Below are 24,199 nucleotides of genomic sequence, written 5' to 3' on the forward strand. Positions count from 1 at the left end.
AAGTGAAATTGGTGTGGCATCATCCTTTGGCGAGCGAACTCGTCATCATGAGGCAATGCCTTGCAAGCACAGTGCGCGTTCCATGGCGCGTCGCTGTTCCAGCCCTTTGTTTTTCTTTCCGTTTACGTAAACCCAGCGTGGCAGCTGATCGCAGGCCTGCCGCCACTGGCGCTGTTGCAGCAGCGCGACCAGCGTAGAGCGGCAGGCTGCGCTGACGCCCACATTGAAGGCGAAAGCGATCACCGCATCATAGGTTTGTTGCGAGAGCGTATCCGGCAGGCAGGTGGCCATGCCGCGCTCGGTGCGGCGAACATCGTCGACCAAATCCATCGCGGCTTTGCGTTCATCGATCGCTTTACCAGGGATGACGCCAGCGGTGTGCCCAATGCCATGCGTCCACACCCCGGCGCTGCACTGGTAAGGCGACAGGCGGCAACCTTCGAGATCGGCGATCAGCCTGAGACCGGCTTCTGAGGTTTGCAGCTCGCCAAATGACGGCAACAGCACGGCGATGGCCAAAACGGCGGCGACGCTGCAGCGCTTAACGGTTGCACTCATCGTAAATGTTCCTCCGAGATGTCGCATTGCGCTCAATGGCCTTCAAGATCTGCAGGCTTTTACGTCGGTAGTACCAGTTCACCAGAAACGTGCCGATGCCTACCGCCGCACCGACTAAAAAGGCAATGTCCTGCGGAGACAGCTTGCCGAGCCAGGCGAGAAACAGCGCCATGGCGTAGGTGATGAATGAGGTGATTTTCTCCATAGCCTTATGCTCGCTTCGTTTACAGAATCTCGGGAGCCGGAGGCATCGATGCGTGAGAGCTCGCTATCGATATCCATCATGCTCCTGGTCTGTATGATAATCACTGTATATGCATACAGTATTAAGCTATTTGCTAAAGTCGTCAATGGGTGGGATGAATATTTTTAGCAGATTGTGCAAAAGAGGGCGGCCGGCATAAAAAAAGCCCATCAATGATGGGCTTCGAGAAATAATGGGGGGATATTATAGGCCGTAGACCAGCGTGACCGAGGTCGTCGTGTCGGTGTTCTTCGGCGCCGAGGCCGGCGGTTTGCTGTTGTAGGTCACGGTGTAAGCTACGCGCAATGAGAAGCGATCGTTGATCGCCACGTTCAACGCGCTTTCCGAGTTCAGCGTGGTTTCTTCGTTCGCCAGCGCGGAAACGCCCTGAATGAACTTGGTGTTATCGGTCAACTGATAGGAATAGTTGGCCGCACCATAGGCTAGCCCCTTTGTTGCACGGCCGCCGCCATGGTACTCGTCATGGCGCACGCCGGGACCGAATTCCACCCGCAGGTCACTGAGCGGCCCGTTAAGGAGCTGACGGCCGTAGCCGCCGGTCAGCGTGGAGCGTGAGTCGTAACCGTTGAAACGGTCACTCAGCCAGCTGGCCTGACCGAACAGGTAGTTGCGATCGGTCAGGTTATAGCGCGTACGGCCACCGGCCTGGTATTTTTCGGACGAGCGCACGTTGGAGGAGGTGGTGTTGTTGGCCGCCCCCCACAGGCTGTACGCCGCGTCGCTATTGAACCAGGTCATGTTGGTGTTGGCCAACAGGGTGGAGCTCTGCGAGTTGCCTGACTGGGCGTTGTAGCCCGCCTGCACGTTGCCTTCGAACGGTTTCTTGGCGGTGGCCGGATCGTCCATCGCGGTGAAAAGCGTATTGTCGGCAAGGGCTGAAACACTGGTGAAAGTCGTTAAGCAGCAAATATACAGCGGAAAAGCGCGACGAGCGCGAGAAGAGAGCATCTTGGATCCAGTTGTTAAGGGGAATTATTGTTGATGACGATCACATTATATCGGTTCATTTCGGCGACAAAAATAGCCGTCATTAGCTTAAGTTTTTAATTTTTATCCCTCATTTATTCGCTTTTCTTCTACTTAAAATCATCGCTTTTGGCGGCATTTCGTGCTGATCCTGCTTCGCACAGGCGTCGGTGCCGAGATCGGCGGCGTATCTTCGCTGTAAAATCATGTGTACAAATAAATTTACATATATTCATTTTTCTTAGACCGGGTGGCTAAGGTGTGGTGAAGGTTTTTTTGATTTATTAAATACATGTATTTACTGTATTTATATTGGTTTTTTCAACTCTTTTTCAAAGGTGATTTAATCAGGATAATTGCGGTAATTTTTTATTTACGGAAAATGGATTGAAAACTTTACATATCGTGATAGGGTAGAGCCCTGAAACGCTCAATGTTCCATTTCAACGCATAACGCCAAACGACAGGAATAGCATCATGCAAAAAGACGCGCTCAATAACGTACACATCAGTGCAGAACAGGTTCTCATCACGCCGGAGGAGCTGAAGAACCAGTTCCCGCTCAGCGCCGACGACGAAAATGAGATCGCCACTGCGCGCAACACTATCGCCAACATTTTGCAGGGGCGCGATCATCGCCTGTTGGTGGTGTGCGGGCCTTGTTCGATCCACGATCCGGACGCGGCGCTGGACTACGCCCGTCGTTTGAAAACCCTGGCGGCTGACTTGAGCGATCAGCTGTATATCGTTATGCGCGTCTACTTTGAAAAACCCAGAACCACTGTCGGCTGGAAAGGTTTGATCAACGATCCGTACATGGACGGTTCGTTTGACGTTGAAGCAGGCTTGCATATCGCGCGTCGCCTGTTGCTGGATTTAGTGGGCATGGGCTTACCTTTGGCTACCGAAGCGTTGGATCCGAACAGCCCGCAGTACCTGGGGGACTTGTTCAGCTGGTCGGCGATCGGTGCGCGCACCACCGAATCTCAGACCCACCGCGAAATGGCCTCCGGCCTGTCGATGCCGGTCGGCTTCAAAAACGGCACCGACGGCAGCTTGGGCACCGCCATCAACGCCATGCGCGCCGCCGCTATGCCGCACCGCTTCGTCGGCATCAACCAGGCAGGCCAGGTTTGCCTGCTGCAGACGCAGGGCAACCCGGACGGACACGTGATCCTGCGCGGCGGCAAAACCCCGAACTACAGCGCTGAGCACGTTGCGGCCTGTGAAAAACAGATGCTTGAGGCGGGACTCCATCCGTCCTTGATGATAGATTGCAGCCATGGCAACTCGAATAAAGACTATCGCCGTCAGCCGGCGGTTGCCGAGTCCGTGGTGGAGCAGATCAAGGCGGGTAACCGTTCGATCACCGGCATCATGCTGGAGAGCCATCTGCATGAGGGCAACCAGTCTTCCGAACAGCCGCGTGCAGACATGCGTTACGGGGTGTCCGTCACCGATGCCTGCATCAACTGGGAGAGCACGGAAACTCTGCTGCGTCATATGCATCAGGAACTCGGCGCTGCGCTGACGGCTCGCACGGGAGAAAAGTAAGTTATGGTGGCAGAACTGACCGCGCTGCGCGATCAAATCGATGAGGTGGATAAAGCGCTGCTGGATCTGCTGGCGAAACGCCTGCATCTGGTAGCGGAAGTGGGCGAAGTCAAAAGCCGTCATGGCCTGCCGGTTTACGTACCGGAGCGCGAAGCCGCGATGCTGGCCTCGCGTCGCCAGGAGGCGGAAAACCTCGGGGTGCCGCCGGATCTGATCGAGGACGTCTTGCGCCGCGTGATGCGCGAATCGTACGTCAGCGAGAATGATAAAGGCTTTAAAACTCTGTGTCCGCAGCTGCGGCCGATCGTCATCATCGGCGGCAACGGCCAGATGGGCCGGCTGTTCAACCGCTTGCTGACGCTGTCGGGTTATCAGGTCAGGGTATTGGATCAGGAAGATTGGCCGCAGGCGGAACAGCTGCTGGCAGACGCCGGCATGGTGATCGTCAGCGTGCCGATCCATGTGACCGAGCAGGTGATAAGCCGCCTGCCGACGCTGCCTGCCGACTGTATTCTGGTGGATTTGGCGTCGGTGAAGAACCGTCCGCTGCATGCGATGTTGGCGGCGCACAGCGGCCCTGTGGTGGGATTGCACCCGATGTTCGGCCCGGACGTGGGCAGCGTGGCGAAGCAGGTAGTGGTTTACTGCGATGGCCGCCAGCCGGAGGCTTACCAATGGTTGCTTGAGCAGCTGCAGGTGTGGGGCGCGCGGCTGCATCGCATCAGCGCGGTCGAACACGATCAGAACATGGCGTTTATTCAGGCGCTGCGGCACTTCGCCACCTTCGCCTACGGGTTGCATCTGGCGGAAGAGAACGTGCAACTGGAGCAGTTGCTGGCGCTCTCCTCGCCGATCTACCGGTTGGAGCTGGCGATGGTTGGCCGCCTGTTTGCGCAGGATCCGCAACTTTACGCCGATATCATCATGTCGTCGGAAGAAAACGTGGCGCTGATTAAGCGTTACTACCAGCGCTTCGGCGAGGCGATAAAGCTGTTGGAGCATGGCGACAAACAGGCGTTTATCGACAGTTTCCGCAAGGTGGAGCACTGGTTCGGCGATTACGCCCAACGCTTCCTGGTGGAGAGCCGCACGCTGTTGCGGCAGGCTAACGACAGCCGACAGTAAAACGCGGGCGGTAAACGTAAAGGGTTCGGCTTGGCCGAACCTTTTTTTATGGTTTCAGGATGGGTTGACCGGCACCACGGTGTCGCTTGGGTAACAGCCCAGTACCTTCAGCGAGCGGGTGATTGGCGCCAGATCGCGCAGCGCTTTTTGCATCGCGTCGGCACGCAGATTGGCTTGCACATCGATATAAAACATCTCTTCCCACGGATTGCCGTTGATCGGGCGTGATTCCAGTTTGGTCATGATGATGCCGTTATCGCGCAATACCAGCAGCGCTTCGACCAGCGCGCCGGATTGTTGGCCGGTCGCCATGATCAGCGTGGTTTTTGCCGGCACCTGTTCAGATACGTCGATCGCTTTGCGCGCCAGGACGATGAAGCGAGTGATGTTTTGCTGCTGGTTGGCGAGGTTGTGTTCCAGCACCTGCAGCCCGTACAACGCGCCGCCGGCCTCACTGCCCAGCGCCGCCACCTTCGGCGAATTCAGCTTGGCGACTTTCTCCATCGCCGCGGCGGTGCTTTCGGTGTACTCGATTTTCCAGTGCGGGAAGCGGTTAAGGAACTGGCTGCACTGTTGGAACGGCTGCGGATGGCTGTAGACGGTTTCAATCTGGCTCAGGTCGCTATCGCCGGCCACCAGAACACAGTGGTCGATCGGGTTGGTCAGTTCGCCGACGATCGACAGGCTGGTGTGCTGCAGCAGATCGTACACCTCGTTAATCGAACCGGAACTGGTATTCTCGATCGGCAAAATTGCGTAGTCCGCCTGGCCGGTTTCCACCTGGGCGAAGATATCCTGAAACTTCTGGCAACCGCATTCGATCAGCCGATCGAAATGGCGGGCGGCATATTGGCGTGCCGCCAGATGTGAATAAGAGCCTTTCGGGCCGAGGAAGGCGATGCGTGCGGCGTGTTGGCTGACAGGGTTGAGCTGGTGCTGCAGCAGCGCCTGCTGGGTCAGGACGGAATCTTCGATAATCAGTTGGAACAGGCGGGTGACGTAGAAGCCGTCCAGGTCGTAGGGTTTGGCGGCGGCGATCAGCGCATCCAGCAGATCGCGTTCGCGCTCTTTGTCGCGGATCGGACGGTGAGAGTGCAGCTTGGTCTTGCCGACTTCGATCGCCAGTTCACGGCGTTCCGCCAGCAGGGCCAACAGTTTCAAGTCCAGTGCGCTGATGCGCTCGCGCAGCACCAATAACGGGTTGTCAGTCATAATCAGCTTCCGCCTTCAATTCTTATTCGTTGTAAAACAGCCATAAAAAAAGCCTCCTGTTTCCAGGAGGCCTTGTTGTTCGTCTTCGCATTCTTTCTTACACGACGAAACGCCTCCCAGTCAGGGGAAGGTAAAAAAGAATGCGAAGAAAAACGGTGTGCGTGGCATGGTCTACCTAAGGTTAATGCGAACAGGTTTTAAAGTAACCGCTGGCTTTTACCCCGTCAACAAAAATACCCGACAAAAAACGCGCCCTCGGGCGCGTTTGATGCGGCAACCGCAGTCGGAGGGTTATTCCTGCTCTTGCGTGACTTCCGGCACGATGTCTTTCACGCTGGCATTGCAGCGGCGCGCTTCGCCTTTGTGCTGCACCTTGTTCAGCTGGCGCTCCAGCTTGGCGATCAGCTCATTAACGGCGGTATACATGTCATCATGTTTGGCGCTGGCGACCAGCGGGCCGTTAGGCGTGGTAATGGTAGCATCGGCGACAAACCCTTGCGGTTCTTTGGATAAGACGATATGCGGGTTAATCAGCTGGGTCTGCCATTTTTCCAGTTTGGTGAGACGGTCTTCGACGTGATTGCGGATTGCGGGAGTGATATCCATTTGTTTGCTGGTAATGTTCAATGTCATATAACTTACCTCTCTGTCTTTCCGTCTTGGTGAATCCAGCATACCCCGCTTTTTGTTTAAATGCGTGATGTAAATCACGATTTTTTGTCACTTTTTGCAAAGTTAGTTCAATCTGTGATTCAGCATTTGAATTGGCTATCTAATGCTTGAGAGTTGTCGCCGGATGGCGCATTATTGATGAGTTGACCGGTGAGGAGCACTAGCTAACACCGTGTTTTTACTTGTGTATTTTTCCAGTGAAAACCAGGTCGACGCCAATGAAAACGGCAGCCGAGGCTGCCGTTTTGCTTTTCTGCCGTTGCCGACGCGCGCTTATTGCGGGTTGGCGGCGATCACTTTGGCCACTTTGTCAGCCTGGCCGTTCAGCTGCAGCTGCTTGTAGGCATTTTCCATCAGCGGCAACACGTCGTGCGTCGCTTTGGTATCCGGGAATTCACGCAACATCTGCTCGGCGCGATTAACGACCGCGACGTAAGCACCGCGTTTAGTGTAGTATTCCGCCACCGAAAGCTCATACTTGGCCAAGCGGTCTTTCAGATACACCAAACGCTTGTTGGCGTCGGTCGCGTATTGGCTGTTAGGGTATTGCTGAATCAACTGGCTGAAGTCGCGGAACGCAGCGCGAGCGTGCTGAGGATCGCGGTCAGAACGGTCAACCCCGAAGAAGCCCTGCAGCGCGCTGTCATCGAGCGCCATGTCGGTCAGGCCGCGCATGTACATCACGTAATCGATGTTCGGGTGCGTCGGGTTCAGACGCATGAAGCGATCGATGGATGCCTGAGCCATCGGCAAGTCGGCGGCCTTATAGTAGGCGTAAATCAAATCCAGCTGGACCTGCTGGGAATACGGCCCGAAAGGATAGCGGTTATCTAACGCTTCGAGTTGCGTAATCGCGCCCTTGAAGTTACCGTCCTGCAGTTTTTGCTGCGCGGTAGCATAGATTTCCGAAGGTGGGTTGTCGGGAACCGCATCCTTGGATGTGGAGCAACCTGCCAGCGCCAGGCTCAACGTGGCTGCCGCCACCAGATATTTCATACGCGTCATGACGTTTTGATTATCCTCAGGGTGTTATTCCGGGAGACTGTCCGTTAAGCTCCCGACAAAGACCAGGTACAATAGCACATTATATTAAACGGCATCGCCGTGAAAACCCAACGTTAACGAAGAAGCTGCATATGGCACAACAAGTACAACTCACCGCAACGGTGGCCGAATCTCAACTCGGACAACGTTTAGATCAGGCTTTGGCCGAATTGTTCCCTGATTATTCACGATCTCGCATAAAAGAGTGGATCCTGGGCGATCGGGTGAAGGTCAATGGCAAAACGTCAAACAAACCGAAAGAGAAGGTGCTGGGCGGAGAGACCGTCGCCATCGATGCACAGATTGAAGAAGAGGCGCGTTGGGAGCCACAGGATATCGCGCTGGATATCGTCTATGAAGACAGCGACATCCTGGTGATCAACAAACCGCGCGATTTGGTGGTGCACCCTGGCGCCGGTAACCCGGACGGCACGGTGCTCAATGCGCTGCTGTATCACTACCCGGAAATCGCCGACGTGCCGCGTGCCGGCATCGTGCACCGTCTGGACAAAGACACCACCGGCCTGATGGTGGTGGCGAAAACCGTGCCGGCCCAAACCCGGCTGGTGGAAGCGCTGCAGGCGCGTGAAATCACCCGTGAATACGAAGCGGTGGCGATCGGCACCATGACCGCCGGCGGCACGGTAGAAGAGCCTATCGCGCGTCATTCCACCAAGCGTACCCATATGGCGGTGCACCCGATGGGTAAACCGGCGGTAACGCACTACCGCATCATGGAACACTTCCGCGCGCACACCCGCCTGCGCCTGCGCCTGGAAACCGGCCGTACTCACCAGATCCGCGTGCACATGGCCTATATCAGCCATCCGCTGGTGGGCGATCCGCTGTACGGCGGTCGTCCGCGTCCGCCGAAAGGCGCTTCGGAAGCCTTCATCAATACGCTGCGCGGTTTTGACCGTCAGGCGCTGCACGCCACTATGCTGCGTTTGTATCATCCGATTAGCGGTATTCAGATGGAGTGGCATGCGCCGCTGCCGCAGGACATGGTCGATCTGATCAACGCGCTGAAGGCGGACACCGAAGAATTCAAAGATCAGATGGACTGGTAATGAGCTCGCTCATTCTGCCTGACTGGCCGTTGCCTGCCGGCGTTAAGGCCTGCAGCACCACGCGTCGCGGCGGCGTCAGCCTGCCGCCTTATGACTCGCTGAACCTCGGCGCTCACGTCGGTGACGAGGAGCAAACGGTGAAGCGCAATCGGGAACGATTGGTTATCGCCGCCGGCTTGCCGCAGATGCCGGTGTGGCTCGAGCAGGTGCACGGCACTCGCGTGGTGACGTTGACGGGACAAGCGCCCGCCGATCTGCGGGCGGATGCGGTGTACAGCAACGTGCCGGGGCAGGTGTGTGCCGTGATGACGGCGGATTGTCTGCCGGTGCTGTTCTGCTCGCAGCACGGCGACGAAGTGGCCGCCGCTCACGCCGGCTGGCGTGGGCTATGCCACGGCGTGCTGGAGCAAACCGTGGCGGCGTTCAGCGCCGCGCCGGGCCAAATTAGCGCCTGGCTGGGGCCGGCGATCGGCCCGCAGCAGTTTGAGGTCGGGCCGGAGGTGCGCGCCGCTTTCATGGCGGAAGACGCTGAGGCCGCAGCGGCATTTGCCCCGCACGGCGATAAGTTTTTGGCTAATATCTACTTGCTGGCTCGCCAACGCTTGTTGCGTGCGGGCGTTCAGGCCATCTACGGCGGCGACCGCTGTACGGTTAACGAAATGAGCCATTTTTTCTCCTATCGGCGCGACGGAATAACCGGACGTCTGGCAAGTTTAATCTGGCTGATATAACCTATTGAATTAGGACGATCCAACGACGCATGGCGTTGTACCGAAAATTTAGCGTCGAGATAACCTTGAAAATTTGAGGGGTGACCTCATTTAATCTCCAGTAGCAATTTCGACCCATCTTGGAGGTGTTATGCGTCTGGATCGTCTTACCAACAAATTCCAGCTTGCCCTCGCCGATGCCCAGTCACTAGCCCTTGGGCACGACAACCAGTTTATTGAACCGCTACATCTGATGAGCGCCCTGCTCAATCAGGAAGGGGGCACGGTTCGTCCACTATTAACTTCCGCAGGTATCGATGCCGGGCGCGTGCGCACCGAGATCGAACAGGCGCTGTCCCGTTTACCGCAGGTAGAAGGCACCGGTGGCGACGTTCAACCGTCCCATGAGCTGGTGCGCGTTCTGAACCTGTGCGACAAGCTGGCGCAGAAGCGTGCGGACAAATTCATTTCTTCCGAGCTGTTTGTGCTTGCGGTGCTGGAAGACCGCGGCTCGTTGACCGACTTGTTGAAAGCGGCCGGCGCGACGGCCGACAAAATCAGCAAAGCCATTGAACAAATGAGAGGCGGTGACAGCGTGGAAGACCAAGGTGCCGAAGACCAACGGCAGGCATTGAAGAAATACACGATCGATCTGACCGAACGCGCCGAGCAGGGCAAGCTTGACCCGGTGATCGGCCGTGACGAAGAGATCCGTCGTACCATTCAGGTGCTGCAACGCCGCACCAAAAACAACCCGGTGCTGATCGGCGAACCTGGCGTAGGTAAAACCGCCATCGTCGAAGGCCTGGCGCAGCGCATCATCAACGGCGAAGTGCCGGAAGGGCTGAAGCACAAGCGCGTATTGTCCCTCGATATGGGCGCTTTGATTGCCGGCGCCAAATACCGCGGCGAGTTTGAAGAGCGTCTGAAAGGCGTGCTCAACGATCTGGCCAAGCAGGAAGGCAGCGTTATCCTGTTTATCGACGAACTGCACACCATGGTCGGCGCCGGTAAGGCGGATGGCGCGATGGATGCGGGTAATATGCTCAAGCCGGCGCTGGCGCGCGGCGAGCTGCACTGCGTCGGTGCCACCACGCTGGATGAGTATCGTCAATATATAGAGAAGGATGCGGCGCTCGAGCGTCGTTTCCAGAAAGTGTATGTGGCGGAGCCGAGCGTGGAAGACACTATCGCTATTCTGCGCGGCCTGAAAGAGCGTTACGAACTGCACCACCACGTGCAGATCACCGATCCGGCCATCGTGGCGGCGGCAACGCTTTCGCACCGTTATATCGCCGATCGTCAATTGCCGGACAAGGCTATCGACCTGATCGACGAAGCGGCGTCCAGCATTCGCATGCAGATGGACTCCAAGCCTGAGTCGCTCGATCGGCTTGAGCGCCGCATCATTCAGTTGAAGCTGGAACAGCAGGCGCTGAATAAAGAGTCGGACGACGCCAGTAAGAAACGCCTGGACATGCTCAGCGATGAGCTGGGGCAGAAAGAACGCGAATATTCGGAGCTGGAAGAAGAGTGGAAAGCGGAAAAAGCGTCGCTCTCCGGTACTCAGAACATCAAGGCGGAACTCGAGCAGGCCAAAATCACCCTGGAGCAGGCGCGCCGCGTCGGCGATCTGGGGCGGATGTCGGAACTGCAGTACGGCAAGATCCCTGAGCTGGAGAAACAGCTCGCCGCCGCCACGCAGGCCGAAGGCAAGAGCATGAAGCTGCTGCGCAACCGGGTGACCGATGCGGAGATTGCTGAAGTGCTGGCGCGCGCCACAGGGATCCCGGTGGCCAGAATGCTGGAAGGCGAGCGCGACAAGCTGCTGCGTCTGGAGCAAGAGCTGCATTCGCGAGTGATTGGCCAGGACGAAGCGGTCAGCGCGGTCTCTAACGCTATCCGCCGCAGCCGCGCCGGGTTGTCCGATCCTAACCGGCCGATCGGTTCGTTCCTGTTCCTTGGCCCGACCGGGGTGGGGAAAACCGAGCTCTGCAAGGCACTGGCTTCGTTCCTGTTCGACAGCGACGACGCCATGGTGCGTATCGACATGTCCGAGTTTATGGAGAAGCACTCCGTCTCTCGTCTGGTCGGCGCGCCTCCGGGTTATGTCGGCTATGAAGAGGGCGGCTACCTGACGGAAGCCGTGCGCCGCCGGCCTTACTCGGTGATCCTGCTGGATGAAGTCGAGAAAGCGCACCCGGACGTATTCAATATTCTGTTGCAGGTGTTGGATGACGGCCGCCTGACCGATGGCCAGGGCCGCACCGTCGATTTCCGCAATACTGTGGTGATCATGACGTCCAACCTGGGGTCGGATCTGATCCAGGAGCATTTCGGTCAGATGAACTACGCTCAGATGAAAGAGTCGGTGATGGAGATGGTGAGTCACCACTTCCGTCCGGAGTTCATCAACCGTATCGACGAAGTGGTGGTGTTCCATCCGCTGGGCGAGAAACACATTGCTGCAATCGCCAAGATTCAGCTGTCGCGTCTGTACAAGCGTTTGGAAGAGCGCGGTTACGAAGTGACCATGACCGAACCGGCTCTGGCACTGTTGAGCAAAACCGGTTACGACCCTGTGTATGGTGCGCGTCCGTTGAAACGTGCTATTCAGCAGGAGATCGAGAACCCGCTGGCGCAGCAAATCCTGTCTGGCAAGCTGATCCCCGGCAAGCTGGTAACGCTGGATGTGGAAAACGACCATATCGTTGCACGCCAATAACGACAGTTAAGCCTATTAAAGATGAAAGGGAGCGGGTGACCGCTCCCTTTTCTTTATCTTCGTTTGCTCCTGTTTGCAGGGTTTGCCGCTATTACTGCGCTAAAACCGGTGTTTTTTGACTAATAAACATCCTAAAAAGGTATTTCTGGTGATTATTTGAACGCTTGAAAAGTTTTTTGCAATTAGGGGTTGCGGCCTGCCGAGAACTCCCTATAATGCGCCTCCACTGACCGGGAACAACGACTGACAAGCCGCCGGGTCAGCGAGAAGAAAGCGAAATAAACGCTTGACTCTCCGGGCGAAAAGCGTAGTATACGCAGCCCGCGCCGATGAGTTTCTCGGCACTGCTCTTTAACAATTTATCAGACAATCTGTGTGGGCACTCCACAAGACGATATCCAGCATCTTCGGATGCAAAAAAATATCAAGTCTTGAAGAGTGACTAACTGAAGTAAAATTCATGCAGTAAATCTTTGAGCATCGCTTCTCGAGTGGAAGCAAATCAAGCTTTTAATTGAAGAGTTTGATCATGGCTCAGATTGAACGCTGGCGGCAGGCTTAACACATGCAAGTCGAGCGGTAGCACAAGGGAGCTTGCTCCCTGGGTGACGAGCGGCGGACGGGTGAGTAATGTCTGGGAAACTGCCTGATGGAGGGGGATAACTACTGGAAACGGTAGCTAATACCGCATAACGTCGCAAGACCAAAGAGGGGGACCTTCGGGCCTCTTGCCATCAGATGTGCCCAGATGGGATTAGCTAGTAGGTGGGGTAATGGCTCACCTAGGCGACGATCCCTAGCTGGTCTGAGAGGATGACCAGCCACACTGGAACTGAGACACGGTCCAGACTCCTACGGGAGGCAGCAGTGGGGAATATTGCACAATGGGCGCAAGCCTGATGCAGCCATGCCGCGTGTGTGAAGAAGGCCTTCGGGTTGTAAAGCACTTTCAGCGAGGAGGAAGGTGGTGAGCTTAATACGTTCATCAATTGACGTTACTCGCAGAAGAAGCACCGGCTAACTCCGTGCCAGCAGCCGCGGTAATACGGAGGGTGCAAGCGTTAATCGGAATTACTGGGCGTAAAGCGCACGCAGGCGGTTTGTTAAGTCAGATGTGAAATCCCCGGGCTCAACCTGGGAACTGCATTTGAAACTGGCAAGCTAGAGTCTCGTAGAGGGGGGTAGAATTCCAGGTGTAGCGGTGAAATGCGTAGAGATCTGGAGGAATACCGGTGGCGAAGGCGGCCCCCTGGACGAAGACTGACGCTCAGGTGCGAAAGCGTGGGGAGCAAACAGGATTAGATACCCTGGTAGTCCACGCTGTAAACGATGTCGATTTGGAGGTTGTGCCCTTGAGGCGTGGCTTCCGGAGCTAACGCGTTAAATCGACCGCCTGGGGAGTACGGCCGCAAGGTTAAAACTCAAATGAATTGACGGGGGCCCGCACAAGCGGTGGAGCATGTGGTTTAATTCGATGCAACGCGAAGAACCTTACCTACTCTTGACATCCAGAGAACTTAGCAGAGATGCTTTGGTGCCTTCGGGAACTCTGAGACAGGTGCTGCATGGCTGTCGTCAGCTCGTGTTGTGAAATGTTGGGTTAAGTCCCGCAACGAGCGCAACCCTTATCCTTTGTTGCCAGCGGTTCGGCCGGGAACTCAAAGGAGACTGCCAGTGATAAACTGGAGGAAGGTGGGGATGACGTCAAGTCATCATGGCCCTTACGAGTAGGGCTACACACGTGCTACAATGGCGTATACAAAGAGAAGCGACCTCGCGAGAGCAAGCGGACCTCATAAAGTACGTCGTAGTCCGGATTGGAGTCTGCAACTCGACTCCATGAAGTCGGAATCGCTAGTAATCGTAGATCAGAATGCTACGGTGAATACGTTCCCGGGCCTTGTACACACCGCCCGTCACACCATGGGAGTGGGTTGCAAAAGAAGTAGGTAGCTTAACCTTCGGGAGGGCGCTTACCACTTTGTGATTCATGACTGGGGTGAAGTCGTAACAAGGTAACCGTAGGGGAACCTGCGGTTGGATCACCTCCTTACCTAAAGATATTAGTTCGAGTGGCGTGCTCACACAGATTGTCTGATGAAAAAGTAACGAGCAAAAGCGTCATAAAAGTACGGTGTCGTGTCCCCTTCGTCTAGAGGCCTAGGACACCGCCCTTTCACGGCGGTAACAGGGGTTCGAATCCCCTAGGGGACGCCAAGCTTCCGACCCACCCGGTGAAAGCGGCGGTCTCAAGTATCTGACGATACACCATATCTTAAAGATGACTTCCGAGTCATGTTTAAGATATTGCTCTTTAACAATCTGGAACAAGCTGAAAATTGAAACATGACGGCTGAAATTTATCCCTCCGTAGAAGTACCGGGATGAAGAGTAACCTGTCATAGAGTCTCTCAAATGTTTGCAGCACGAACGATGGAAACATCTTCGGGTTGTGAGGTTAAGTGACTAAGCGTACACGGTGGATGCCTAGGCAGTCAGAGGCGATGAAGGGCGTGCTAATCTGCGAAAAGCGTCGGTAAGGTGATATGAACCGTTATAACCGGCGATACCCGAATGGGGAAACCCAGTGTGTTTCGACACACTATCATGTCATGAATACATAGTGGCATGAGGCGAACCGGGGGAACTGAAACATCTAAGTACCCCGAGGAAAAGAAATCAACCGAGATTCCCCCAGTAGCGGCGAGCGAACGGGGAGGAGCCCAGAACCTGAATCGGCTTGTGTGTTAGTGGAAGCGTCTGGAAAGTCGCGCAGCAAAGGGTGATAGCCCCGTACACTAAAATGCACAGGTCGTGAGTTCGATGAGTAGGGCGGGACACGTGACATCCTGTCTGAATATGGGGGGACCATCCTCCAAGGCTAAATACTCCTGACTGACCGATAGTGAACCAGTACCGTGAGGGAAAGGCGAAAAGAACCCCGGCGAGGGGAGTGAAATAGAACCTGAAACCGTGTACGTACAAGCAGTGGGAGCACCTTCGTGGTGTGACTGCGTACCTTTTGTATAATGGGTCAGCGACTTATATTTTGTAGCAAGGTTAACCGTATAGGGGAGCCGTAGGGAAACCGAGTCTTAACTGGGCGAATAGTTGCAAGGTATAGACCCGAAACCCGGTGATCTAGCCATGGGCAGGTTGAAGGTTGGGTAACACTAACTGGAGGACCGAACCGACTAATGTTGAAAAATTAGCGGATGACTTGTGGCTGGGGGTGAAAGGCCAATCAAACCGGGAGATAGCTGGTTCTCCCCGAAAGCTATTTAGGTAGCGCCTCGTGAACTCATCTTCGGGGGTAGAGCACTGTTTCGGCTAGGGGGCCATCCCGGCTTACCAAACCGATGCAAACTCCGAATACCGAAGAATGTTATCACGGGAGACACACGGCGGGTGCTAACGTCCGTCGTGAAGAGGGAAACAACCCAGACCGCCAGCTAAGGTCCCAAAGTCATGGTTAAGTGGGAAACGATGTGGGAAGGCATAGACAGCCAGGATGTTGGCTTAGAAGCAGCCATCATTTAAAGAAAGCGTAATAGCTCACTGGTCGAGTCGGCCTGCGCGGAAGATGTAACGGGGCTAAACCATGCACCGAAGCTGCGGCAGCGACGCTTAGGCGTTGTTGGGTAGGGGAGCGTTCTGTAAGCCGGTGAAGGTGGCCTGTGAGGGTTGCTGGAGGTATCAGAAGTGCGAATGCTGACATAAGTAACGATAAAGCGGGTGAAAAGCCCGCTCGCCGGAAGACCAAGGGTTCCTGTCCAACGTTAATCGGGGCAGGGTGAGTCGACCCCTAAGGCGAGGCTGAAAAGCGTAGTCGATGGGAAACAGGTTAATATTCCTGTACTTGGTGTTACTGCGAAGGGGGGACGGAGAAGGCTAGGCTAGCCGGGCGACGGTTGTCCCGGTTTAAGCGTGTAGGGGGTGTGACCTGGTAAATCCGGTTGCATACTAACCCTGAGGCGTGATGACGATGCACTACGGTGCAGAAGTAGTTGATGCCCTGCTTCCAGGAAAATCCTCTAAGCTCCAGGTAACATTAAATCGTACCCCAAACCGACACAGGTGGTCAGGTATAGAATACCAAGGCGCTTGAGAGAACTCGGGTGAAGGAACTAGGCAAAATGGTGCCGTAACTTCGGGAGAAGGCACGCTGGCATGTAGGTGAAGTCCCTCGCGGATGGAGCTGAAGCCAGTCGAAGATACCAGCTGGCTGCAACTGTTTAATAAAAACACAGCACTGTGCAAACACGAAAGTGGACGTATACGGTGTGACGCCTGCCCGGTGCTGGAAGGTTAATTGATGGGGTCAGCCGCAAGGCGAAGCTCTTGATCGAAGCCCCAGTAAACGGCGGCCGTAACTATAACGGTCCTAAGGTAGCGAAATTCCTTGTCGGGTAAGTTCCGACCTGCACGAATGGCGTAATGATGGCCAGGCTGTCTCCACCCGAGACTCAGTGAAATTGAACTCGCTGTGAAGATGCAGTGTACCCGCGGCAAGACGGAAAGACCCCGTGAACCTTTACTATAGCTTGACACTGAACATTGAGCCTTGATGTGTAGGATAGGTGGGAGGCTTTGAAGCGTGGACGCCAGTCTGCGTGGAGCCATCCTTGAAATACCACCCTTTAATGTTTGATGTTCTAACTCGGCCCCATAATCTGGGGTGAGGACAGTGTCTGGTGGGTAGTTTGACTGGGGCGGTCTCCTCCCAAAGAGTAACGGAGGAGCACGAAGGTTAGCTAATCACGGTCGGACATCGTGAGGTTAGTGCAAAGGCATAAGCTAGCTTGACTGCGAGAGTGACGGCTCGAGCAGGTACGAAAGTAGGTCTTAGTGATCCGGTGGTTCTGAATGGAAGGGCCATCGCTCAACGGATAAAAGGTACTCCGGGGATAACAGGCTGATACCGCCCAAGAGTTCATATCGACGGCGGTGTTTGGCACCTCGATGTCGGCTCATCACATCCTGGGGCTGAAGTAGGTCCCAAGGGTATGGCTGTTCGCCATTTAAAGTGGTACGCGAGCTGGGTTTAGAACGTCGTGAGACAGTTCGGTCCCTATCTGCCGTGGGCGTTGGAAGATTGAGAGGGGTTGCTCCTAGTACGAGAGGACCGGAGTGAACGCACCACTGGTGTTCGGGTTGTCATGCCAATGGCATTGCCCGGTAGCTAAGTGCGGAAAAGATAAGCGCTGAAAGCATCTAAGCGCGAAACTTGCCTCAAGATGAGTCTTCCCTGGGCCTTCAAGGCCCCTGAAGGAACGTTTAAGACTAAGACGTTGATAGGCTGGGTGTGTAAGTGCAGCGATGCATTGAGCTAACCAGTACTAATGATCCGTGAGGCTTAACCTTACAACACCGAAGGTGTTTTTAGAGAGATTTTCAGCGAAGTTCCGAGATTGGTTCTGATGGCGACACGAAAGTGAAGCGGTTGGAATGAAACAGAATTTGCCTGGCGGCAATAGCGCGGTGGTCCCACCTGACCCCATGCCGAACTCAGAAGTGAAACGCCGTAGCGCCGATGGTAGTGTGGGGTCTCCCCATGCGAGAGTAGGACACTGCCAGGCATCAAATAAACGTTATCAGTGTGACGACTGGTAATGCGCAAATCGCAGAACGCGATATTGCCGGCATCGAAAGATGCAACGTAAAAGAATCGGTGGAGCGGTAGTTCAGTTGGTTAGAATACCTGCCTGTCACGCAGGGGGTCGCGGGTTCGAGCCCCGTCCGTTCCGCCACTTAATTGATAAGCCCTGAGTCTCGACTCAGGGCTTTTTCATATCTGCATTTTACGCTTTTCAGGCCGGAATTATCCTTCCTTACCGCCTTACCCCCATATTGTTGCCGTTAGATCAAAAGTCTTATGCCGAACCAGGCGTTTTTGATCAATAAAAAAGTTGCCATAATCTTCCTCATACCACATCTACCTGTTAATGAGAGAAAACATTATGAGCATCCCTGCATTTGGTTTAGGTACTTTCCGCCTTCAGGATCAGGTTGTTATCGATTCTGTCAGCACCGCACTCGAGCTGGGCTATCGCACTATCGATACCGCGCAGATCTATGAAAACGAAGCGGCTGTTGGCCAGGCTATCGCTGCCAGCGGCGTGAAACGTGAAGACCTGTTCATCACCACCAAGATTTGGATCGCGAACCTGGCGAAAGGCACGCTGATCCCAAGCCTGCAAGAAAGCCTGAAAAAACTGCAAACGTCCTACGTTGATCTGACGCTGATCCACTGGCCGTCACCCAATGACGAAGTGCCGGTTGCCGAATTTATGGCTGAGCTGCTGGAAGCGAAAAAGCTGGGACTGACTCGCCAAATTGGCGTATCTAACTTCACCATCGATTTGATGCAGCAAGCGATTGACGCGATTGGCGCCGATGAAATTGCCACCAACCAAATCGAGCTGTCACCGTTCTTGCAGAACCGCAAGGTGGTAGAATTCGCGCAGCAGCACGGCATCGCCATCACCTCTTACATGACGTTGGCCTACGGCAAAGCGCTGCAGGATGAAACGATCAAAAGCATCGCCGCTCGTCACAATGCAACTCCAGCACAGGTTGTCCTGGCTTGGGCATTGAAACTGGGCTATGCAGTTATTCCTTCCTCGACCAAGCGTGAAAACCTGGCGAGCAACCTGTTGGCGCAGCAACTGACGCTGACCGACGAAGATATGGCGCAGATTGCCGCACTGGAGTGCAACGGCCGTCTGGTTAGCCCGGAAGGTCTGGCGCCAAACTGGGATTAATCATTCCTCGCAGTAGTCAGCATAAGGCGCCCATCGGGGCGCCTTTTTTATCGTTTCAGGTATTCACTCACAAAATCAATAAAGCTGCGCAGACGGTTGCTGACGGCGCTGTCGCTGTAATAAACCGCGTTGATCGGCATGGCGACCGGCAGTGTCGCTTCCACCAGAATCGGAACCAAATCTCCACGTTTGATATCTTCGTCGCTCATAAAGTCCGACAGGCAGGCGATACCGTTGCCATGCAGACAGAGATGGCGCTGGGTTTCTCCGCTATTGGTCGTCAAGCCTGGGGTGATTTCCAACTGGCTGCCATCTGAACAAGCCAGTGGCCAGCGGTTCAGGCTGGGCAGGTCGTTGAAGCCGATGCAGCAGTGATATGCAAGATCTTCTACCGTTAGCGGCGTGCCGTGTTGAGCCAGATAGGCGGGAGAGGCGAGCACATGCCGATAGCTGGTCATCAGTTTGCGTGCTTTCAGCGTGGAATCGGTCAGTTCGCCTACGCGGATTGCGATATCCACTTTTCGCTCGATCAAATTGATAAAGTTTTCCGAAGACACCAGCGATAGCGACATTTCAGGATAACGTTCGCGGAACTCCGCCACTAAAGGCGTCAGCATGTGCAGCACCACCGGCGTTGCCGCGTCGACGCGCAGCAGGCCTTGCGGACGCTGGCGGCTTTCCATCAACGCATTTTCCGCCGCGGCCATGTCGTTCAGTACCTTCTGCACCTGGCGAAAGTAATTCTCTCCTTCCTGAGTCAGGCTGATTTGGCGCGTGGTGCGGTTGAGCAACGTCACGCCCAGTTTGCTTTCCAGTTTTTTCACCGTTCGGCTGACTACGGAGTTCGCTTGTTCCAGGCGTTCGGCCGCCCGGCTGAAGCTGCCGCTTTCCACTACGGTGACAAAGGTGATCAGCTCGTCTGAGTTTGCTTTCATTTTTGCTCCGATAGCAAAGTTAATTTGAAATTTTGAGCATTTTTATCATTTAAGCATAGGCCGATAATAGCCGTCATCAACTTGAATGCTATTTCGGAGTAAAAAATGCCACTCGCATTACTTGCCTTAACCATCAGCGCTTTTGCTATCGGCACGACCGAGTTCGTGATTGTCGGGTTGATCCCGACTATCGCGGAACAGCTTGGGGTGACCGTACCGTCCGCTGGATTGCTGGTGACTATCTATGCCCTCGGCGTGGCCATTGGCGCGCCGGTGCTGACGGCCCTGACCAGCCGTATACCGCGCAAGCTGCTGCTGGTTGGCCTGATGGCGCTGTTCACTCTCGGCAACCTGCTGGCCTGGCAATCACCCAGCTATGAATCGCTGGTGATTGCCCGGTTGTTGACCGGCCTGGCGCACGGCGTGTTCTTCTCTATCGGCTCCACTATCGCGACGAGCCTGGTGGCGAAAGAGAAGGCGGCTTCCGCCATTGCCATCATGTTTGGTGGCCTGACGGTGGCGCTGGTGACCGGCGTACCGTTAGGGACATTCATCGGCCAGCAGTTTGGCTGGCGTGAAACCTTCCTGGCCGTTTCTCTGATTGGCGCGGTCGCTACAGTGGCCAGCATTATTCTGGTGCCGAACAATATCAAGAACCAGGGCAGCGCCGGCGTGCGGGAACAAATGAAAGTACTGACCCATCCTCGTCTGCTGCTGATTTACGCAATTACCGCATTGGGATACGGCGGGGTCTTCACGACCTTTACCTTCCTTGCGCCGATGATGCAGGAACTGGCGGGCTTCTCTGCTCCGACCGTGAGCTGGATACTGTTGGCTTATGGCGTCGCGGTGGCGGTGGGTAACATCTGGGGGGGCAAGCTGGCCGATCGCCATGGGGCGGTGCGTGCGTTGAGCTTTATCTTTGCCGCGTTGGCCGTTTTGTTACTGGTGTTTCAGTTTACCGCCAGCCACAGTATCGCCGCTTTGCTGACGGTGATTGCGATGGGCGTGTTCGCTTTCGGCAACGTGCCGGGGCTGCAGGTCTATGTGGTACAAAAAGCCGCGCAATACACGCCAAATGCGGTGGATGTGGCGTCCGGTCTCAACATCGCGGCGTTCAACATCGGCATTGCGCTTGGTTCGGTGATTGGCGGCCAGACCGTTGCCTCGCTGGGGCTGGCGCAGACCCCCTGGATTGGCGCGCTGATCGTGGTGGTTGCATTGTTGCTGGTTAGCCTCAGTGGCCGTCTGGATAAAAAGTCTCAGCGGCAAACAGCTTGATAGGCAACTATTACTGCCTGGCCCGCGTTTTGCGGGCCTTTTCGCATTTTTCACCTATTATCCCCCACCTTTACACAGCTATACCGTCAGAAGATTGAAATCGCTGCAGGTGGCCCCTATAACTGAAAAGGTGATGCCCGCAAAAGCCATGCCCTCTATGCGGGGTAGGCGTATAATCAATTCATCGTTGGCGAGTCTTCATCGCCAGTTTTCATGTTACTGGGTAATAGGCGAATCGCGTGCCGAAACGAACTTATGCAATGCGGTATGTTGCAGGTCAGCCAGTTGAGCGAATCTTTCCTGGCGCCGTTAACCAGCCGTTGCCGCCAGGGGCGGCGCTGCCGACGACCGGCGCCTTGCGCGTTATGGTGTGGAATATTTTCAAACAGCAGCGAGCCGACTGGCTTTCGGTGCTGAAAAACCATGGCAAAGACGCGCAACTGGTGCTGTTGCAAGAGGCGCAAACCACGCCGGAGCTGGTGAGCTACGCTACCGCCAACTACCTGGCGGCCGATCAGGTACCGGCCTTTGTGCTACCGCAGCACCCTTCCGGCGTGATGACGCTGGCGGCCGCTCATCCTGTTTACTGTTGCCCGCTGCGCGAGCGAGAGCCGCTGCTGCGGCTGTCCAAGTCGGCCCTGATCACCGTTTATCCGCTGTACAACGGCGAGCTGTTGATGGTGGTGAACATCCATGCGGTGAACTTTAGCCTGGGCGTCGACGTCTACAGCAAGCAATTGGGGCCAATTGGTGAGCAGATCGCCAGCCACCGGGGGCCGGTGATCATGGCCGGGGACTTCAACGCCTGGAGCCGCAAGCGCATCAATGCGCTGTATGACTTCGCCGGAGAGATGGCGCTGCGCGAAGTGAGCTTCGCCGACGATCATCGCCGCAAGGCCTTCGGCCGTCCGCTGGATTTCGTATTTTACCGCAATCTGGGGGTGGTGGAGGCGTCGGTATTGGTGACCAGCGCGTCGGATCACAATCCGTTGTTGGTGGAGTTCCACCCGGAAAAAGACTCTCCCGTCTGGTGAATCGCAGGTAATAAAAAAGCACCCCGCAGGGTGCTTTTTTGTACCGGAAACTTAGGTATCCGGCGTTAGCTTGTTGCCGACAAACAGGGTCAGCTTCAGACCTGGCTGCAGGTTGCCTTTGGCGAGCGTTGAATTCCAACGCATCACGTCGTTAATATCGACGCCGTGACGACGTGCGATACTGGCGAGCGAATCACCTTTACGGACCTGGTAGGTGATACTGCTGTTACTGCCAGTATTGCTGGCCACTTGCAGGGTTTGCCCAACTTTTATGGCGCTCTTGGCGCGTAAGTTGTTCCAACTCTGCAAATCGCTGGTCTTAACGTTCAGCCGCTTGGCAATGCCCGATAAGGTGTCGCCGGAGCGCACTTTATACGAACTGCCACCGGTCAAACCGCTGTTCTTCGCCAACTGCGTCGTTGGCTGAGTCACGGCGATCTGGCCATCGGCCAGCGAGTCTTTCAGTTGCTCGGCATGTCCTTTGGGAACCATGATGTAATGGGGCCCGTTGGGTGCCGTAACGCCTTTTTTGTAGCCTGGGTTATACGCTTTCATCTTGGTGACTGAAAGCCCTGCCATCTCAGCCGCCTGAGTCAGCTGGATCTGCTGTCCGACATCAATACGCGCCAGCGCACGGGTTTCATCCGTTTTCGGGAGTTTCACGCCGTACTTCTTGCTGTTCTTGATGATGTCGCTCAGCGCCAGCATTTTCGGGACATAGATTGACGTTTCACGCGGAAGCGACAATGCCCAGAAATTGGTTGGCTTACCCTGGCGTTTGTTTGCCTTCACCGCTTGCATCACGCGGCCTTCACCACTGTTATAGGCGGCTACGGTCAGTAACCAGTCGCCGTTAAACATGCGGTTCAAGCGCTGCATCATGTTAAGCGCAGCGGTTGTTGAGGCGACGACATCGCGTCGACCGTCATACCACTGATTGTTTTTCAAACCATAATTGCGACCCGTTTGCGGCACGATTTGCCATAGCCCTGCGGCGTTGGCACTTGACGTGGCGTGTGGGTCAAAAGCGCTCTCCACTATGGGTAGCAGTACCAGTTCCATCGGCATATTACGTTTCTTAATCTGCCCGACTATCCAGTACATGTACGGCTCTGCCCGTAATGTTACATCGTGGAGATAGCTCTTACTTTTTAAGTACTTTCTTTTCTGATCACGGATCCGGGAATTTTCCGGAACCTCCATCTTCAGCTCGTCGCTAATGAAGTTCCACAGGTCCTGGTGCGCGGCGGGACTGTTGTTATCCAACCACCGCGCCGAGCTCGCTCGGCCATTTGCTGTGTACTCTCCTGCTTCACCATCTTGACCAGCCGAAGACAAACTCTGTGCATGCTGTTCTGGCGCCGGTGCGTCCTGCCTGGACGACTGGCAACCCACTAGCAAGACTGAGGCGAGAAATATCGCTTTAGCCTTCATGTGTGTGTCAATGTAGTTGCTTAAAAGACGAGCAATAATACTTTGCTTCGCCAAATAACACAACTAAAAGCTTAGAAGTTATCTTTCCGCAGGCGTAATTCGGAAAAAACTGAATGAAGGCTTTGGGGTGGTGAATTAAAGCCTAATTTCTTTTGTAAATCAGTGTCATGGCAGCGTAAAAATAGGTTAATTTTGCGCTCTAATTGCAATGTAGTCGGCACGCTGGCTTGGCCTTTTGCCCTTAACGCTTCAACATGTTGTTGATATGTTTCAATCTCTCGATCTTCCGGCAAAATAGCCCGCGCAAACTTAAGATTTGAAAGAGTATATTCATGCGCGCAGCAAATTAAGGTGTTATCGGGAAGTTGCGCGAGTTGTTGAAATGAGTCGTACATTTGTTTGGCGGTGCCTTCAAACAGCCTGCCGCAGCCGGCGGAGAAAATGGTGTCGCCGCAGAACAGATAAGGGGCACTATAGAATGCCACATGGCCCAACGTATGACCGGGAACGGCGATAGTCTTGTAGTGGCGGCCATCGATGTCAAAGGTGTCGCAGTCGCGGACGATGTGGTTGGCGCCTTTGTCCGCGGTTTCTTGCGGCCCATAGACGGCCAGGCCGGGATACTGCGCCACGATCTGCGCCACGCCGCCGACGTGATCGTGATGATGGTGGGTCAGCAGGATCGCCGCCGGCGCCAGCTGCAGGCGCTGCAACGCTTCAAGTACCGGCTGCGCTTCACCCGGATCGACGATAATGCAGCGCCCCTGTCGGTCATCCAATAACCAAATGTAATTGTCCTGGAAGGCGGGAATGCTGATAAGATTCATGGTGTACCTCTCGTTGGCAACGG

Annotated in this window: 18 protein-coding genes, 2 tRNA genes, 3 rRNA genes and 1 other annotated feature; of the genes, 13 read left to right on the forward strand and 10 right to left on the reverse strand. The window is 55.2% G+C overall.

Going from position 1 to position 24,199, the window contains the following annotated elements:
* Window positions 1–45: 45 nt before the first annotated feature.
* The 3 genes from IT763_RS03830 to IT763_RS03840 form a co-directional block, all read right to left on the reverse strand.
* Complete coding sequence (locus tag IT763_RS03830; RefSeq protein WP_049298907.1) at window positions 46–558, reverse strand: lysozyme; 513 nt, start codon at window positions 556–558, stop codon at window positions 46–48.
* Entirely contained in the window at window positions 542–763 is a 222-nt protein-coding gene (locus IT763_RS03835) for an HP1 family phage holin (protein WP_016929019.1), read from the reverse strand. Before IT763_RS03835 ends, IT763_RS03830 begins: the two co-directional genes overlap by 17 nt.
* A 243-nt stretch (window positions 764–1,006) precedes the next feature.
* Entirely contained in the window at window positions 1,007–1,771 is a 765-nt protein-coding gene (locus IT763_RS03840; RefSeq protein WP_028127834.1) for a YdiY family protein, read from the reverse strand.
* Window positions 1,772–2,266: 495 nt separating this feature from the next.
* On the opposite strand from IT763_RS03840, the gene IT763_RS03845 reads away from it, so the two are divergent.
* Both IT763_RS03845 and tyrA read left to right on the forward strand, forming a co-directional pair.
* A complete protein-coding gene (locus tag IT763_RS03845) occupies window positions 2,267–3,343 on the forward strand; it encodes a 3-deoxy-7-phosphoheptulonate synthase (RefSeq protein ID WP_016929016.1) in 1,077 nt (358 codons plus the stop codon).
* Between the two features lie 3 nt (window positions 3,344–3,346).
* Window positions 3,347–4,468: a bifunctional chorismate mutase/prephenate dehydrogenase gene (gene tyrA, locus IT763_RS03850; protein ID WP_033641292.1), complete on the forward strand. Its 1,122-nt coding sequence runs from the start codon at window positions 3,347–3,349 to the stop codon at window positions 4,466–4,468.
* Between the two features lie 54 nt (window positions 4,469–4,522).
* On the opposite strand, the gene pheA is transcribed toward tyrA, so the two are convergent.
* The 4 genes from pheA to bamD form a co-directional block, all read right to left on the reverse strand.
* Window positions 4,523–5,680: a bifunctional chorismate mutase/prephenate dehydratase gene (gene pheA / locus IT763_RS03855; RefSeq protein ID WP_033641293.1), complete on the reverse strand. Its 1,158-nt coding sequence runs from the start codon at window positions 5,678–5,680 to the stop codon at window positions 4,523–4,525.
* A 42-nt stretch (window positions 5,681–5,722) separates the two neighbouring features.
* Window positions 5,723–5,849, reverse strand: a sequence feature (Phe leader region).
* Entirely contained in the window at window positions 5,801–5,848 is a 48-nt protein-coding gene (locus IT763_RS03860) for a hypothetical protein (protein WP_101428074.1), read from the reverse strand. It overlaps the preceding feature by 48 nt.
* A gap of 122 nt (window positions 5,850–5,971) precedes the next feature.
* Window positions 5,972–6,313: a ribosome-associated translation inhibitor RaiA gene (gene raiA, locus IT763_RS03865; RefSeq protein WP_004932457.1), complete on the reverse strand. Its 342-nt coding sequence runs from the start codon at window positions 6,311–6,313 to the stop codon at window positions 5,972–5,974.
* 312 nt (window positions 6,314–6,625) lie between these two features.
* Window positions 6,626–7,357, reverse strand: a complete 732-nt coding sequence (bamD, locus tag IT763_RS03870) for an outer membrane protein assembly factor BamD (RefSeq protein WP_004932456.1) — start codon at window positions 7,355–7,357, stop codon at window positions 6,626–6,628.
* Window positions 7,358–7,488: 131 nt separating this feature from the next.
* Between bamD and rluD the strand changes: the two genes are divergently transcribed.
* From rluD to dkgB, 9 genes are all read left to right on the forward strand, one after another.
* The gene (gene rluD / locus IT763_RS03875) at window positions 7,489–8,466 is read left to right on the forward strand and encodes a 23S rRNA pseudouridine(1911/1915/1917) synthase RluD (protein WP_028127833.1); all 978 of its coding nucleotides are present in this window, start codon (window positions 7,489–7,491) and stop codon (window positions 8,464–8,466) included.
* The gene (gene yfiH, locus IT763_RS03880; RefSeq protein WP_049298908.1) at window positions 8,466–9,197 is read left to right on the forward strand and encodes a purine nucleoside phosphorylase YfiH; all 732 of its coding nucleotides are present in this window, start codon (window positions 8,466–8,468) and stop codon (window positions 9,195–9,197) included. Before rluD ends, yfiH begins: the two co-directional genes overlap by 1 nt.
* Before the next feature lie 130 nt (window positions 9,198–9,327).
* A complete protein-coding gene (clpB, locus tag IT763_RS03885) occupies window positions 9,328–11,901 on the forward strand; it encodes an ATP-dependent chaperone ClpB (protein ID WP_025301647.1) in 2,574 nt (857 codons plus the stop codon).
* A gap of 511 nt (window positions 11,902–12,412) precedes the next feature.
* Window positions 12,413–13,954: ribosomal RNA gene (locus IT763_RS03890) — 16S ribosomal RNA — on the forward strand.
* An 88-nt stretch (window positions 13,955–14,042) separates the two neighbouring features.
* A tRNA-Glu gene (locus IT763_RS03895) sits at window positions 14,043–14,118 on the forward strand.
* Between the two features lie 239 nt (window positions 14,119–14,357).
* Window positions 14,358–17,265, forward strand: a 23S ribosomal RNA gene (locus IT763_RS03900).
* A 99-nt stretch (window positions 17,266–17,364) separates the two neighbouring features.
* Window positions 17,365–17,480, forward strand: a 5S ribosomal RNA gene (gene rrf / locus IT763_RS03905).
* The 16S, 23S and 5S rRNA genes sit together here with 2 tRNA genes alongside, the layout of an rRNA operon.
* A gap of 94 nt (window positions 17,481–17,574) precedes the next feature.
* A tRNA-Asp gene (locus IT763_RS03910) sits at window positions 17,575–17,651 on the forward strand.
* Window positions 17,652–17,861: 210 nt separating this feature from the next.
* A complete protein-coding gene (gene dkgB, locus IT763_RS03915) occupies window positions 17,862–18,665 on the forward strand; it encodes a 2,5-didehydrogluconate reductase DkgB (protein WP_015376713.1) in 804 nt (267 codons plus the stop codon).
* A gap of 47 nt (window positions 18,666–18,712) precedes the next feature.
* Here the strand turns inward: dkgB and yafC are convergent, their stop codons facing one another.
* Window positions 18,713–19,600, reverse strand: a complete 888-nt coding sequence (yafC, locus tag IT763_RS03920; RefSeq protein WP_206195193.1) for a DNA-binding transcriptional regulator YafC — start codon at window positions 19,598–19,600, stop codon at window positions 18,713–18,715.
* A gap of 105 nt (window positions 19,601–19,705) precedes the next feature.
* Here yafC and IT763_RS03925 point away from each other — a divergent pair, with 105 nt between their 5' ends.
* On the forward strand, window positions 19,706–20,881 hold the full coding sequence (locus tag IT763_RS03925) for an MFS transporter (protein WP_016929008.1): 1,176 nt from the start codon (window positions 19,706–19,708) through the stop codon (window positions 20,879–20,881).
* A 260-nt stretch (window positions 20,882–21,141) separates the two neighbouring features.
* Complete coding sequence (locus tag IT763_RS03930) at window positions 21,142–21,915, forward strand: endonuclease/exonuclease/phosphatase family protein (protein ID WP_033634215.1); 774 nt, start codon at window positions 21,142–21,144, stop codon at window positions 21,913–21,915.
* A 51-nt stretch (window positions 21,916–21,966) separates the two neighbouring features.
* Here IT763_RS03930 and mltD read toward each other — a convergent pair whose 3' ends face one another.
* Together mltD and gloB are read right to left on the reverse strand one after the other, a co-directional pair.
* Complete coding sequence (gene mltD / locus IT763_RS03935; protein WP_206195194.1) at window positions 21,967–23,349, reverse strand: murein transglycosylase D; 1,383 nt, start codon at window positions 23,347–23,349, stop codon at window positions 21,967–21,969.
* Between the two features lie 71 nt (window positions 23,350–23,420).
* A complete protein-coding gene (gene gloB, locus IT763_RS03940) occupies window positions 23,421–24,176 on the reverse strand; it encodes a hydroxyacylglutathione hydrolase (RefSeq protein ID WP_206195195.1) in 756 nt (251 codons plus the stop codon).
* Between the last annotated feature and the right edge of the window lie 23 nt (window positions 24,177–24,199).

This window comes from Serratia sp. CMO1 (assembly GCF_015689115.1).
Classification (GTDB): Bacteria; Pseudomonadota; Gammaproteobacteria; order Enterobacterales; family Enterobacteriaceae; genus Serratia; species Serratia marcescens.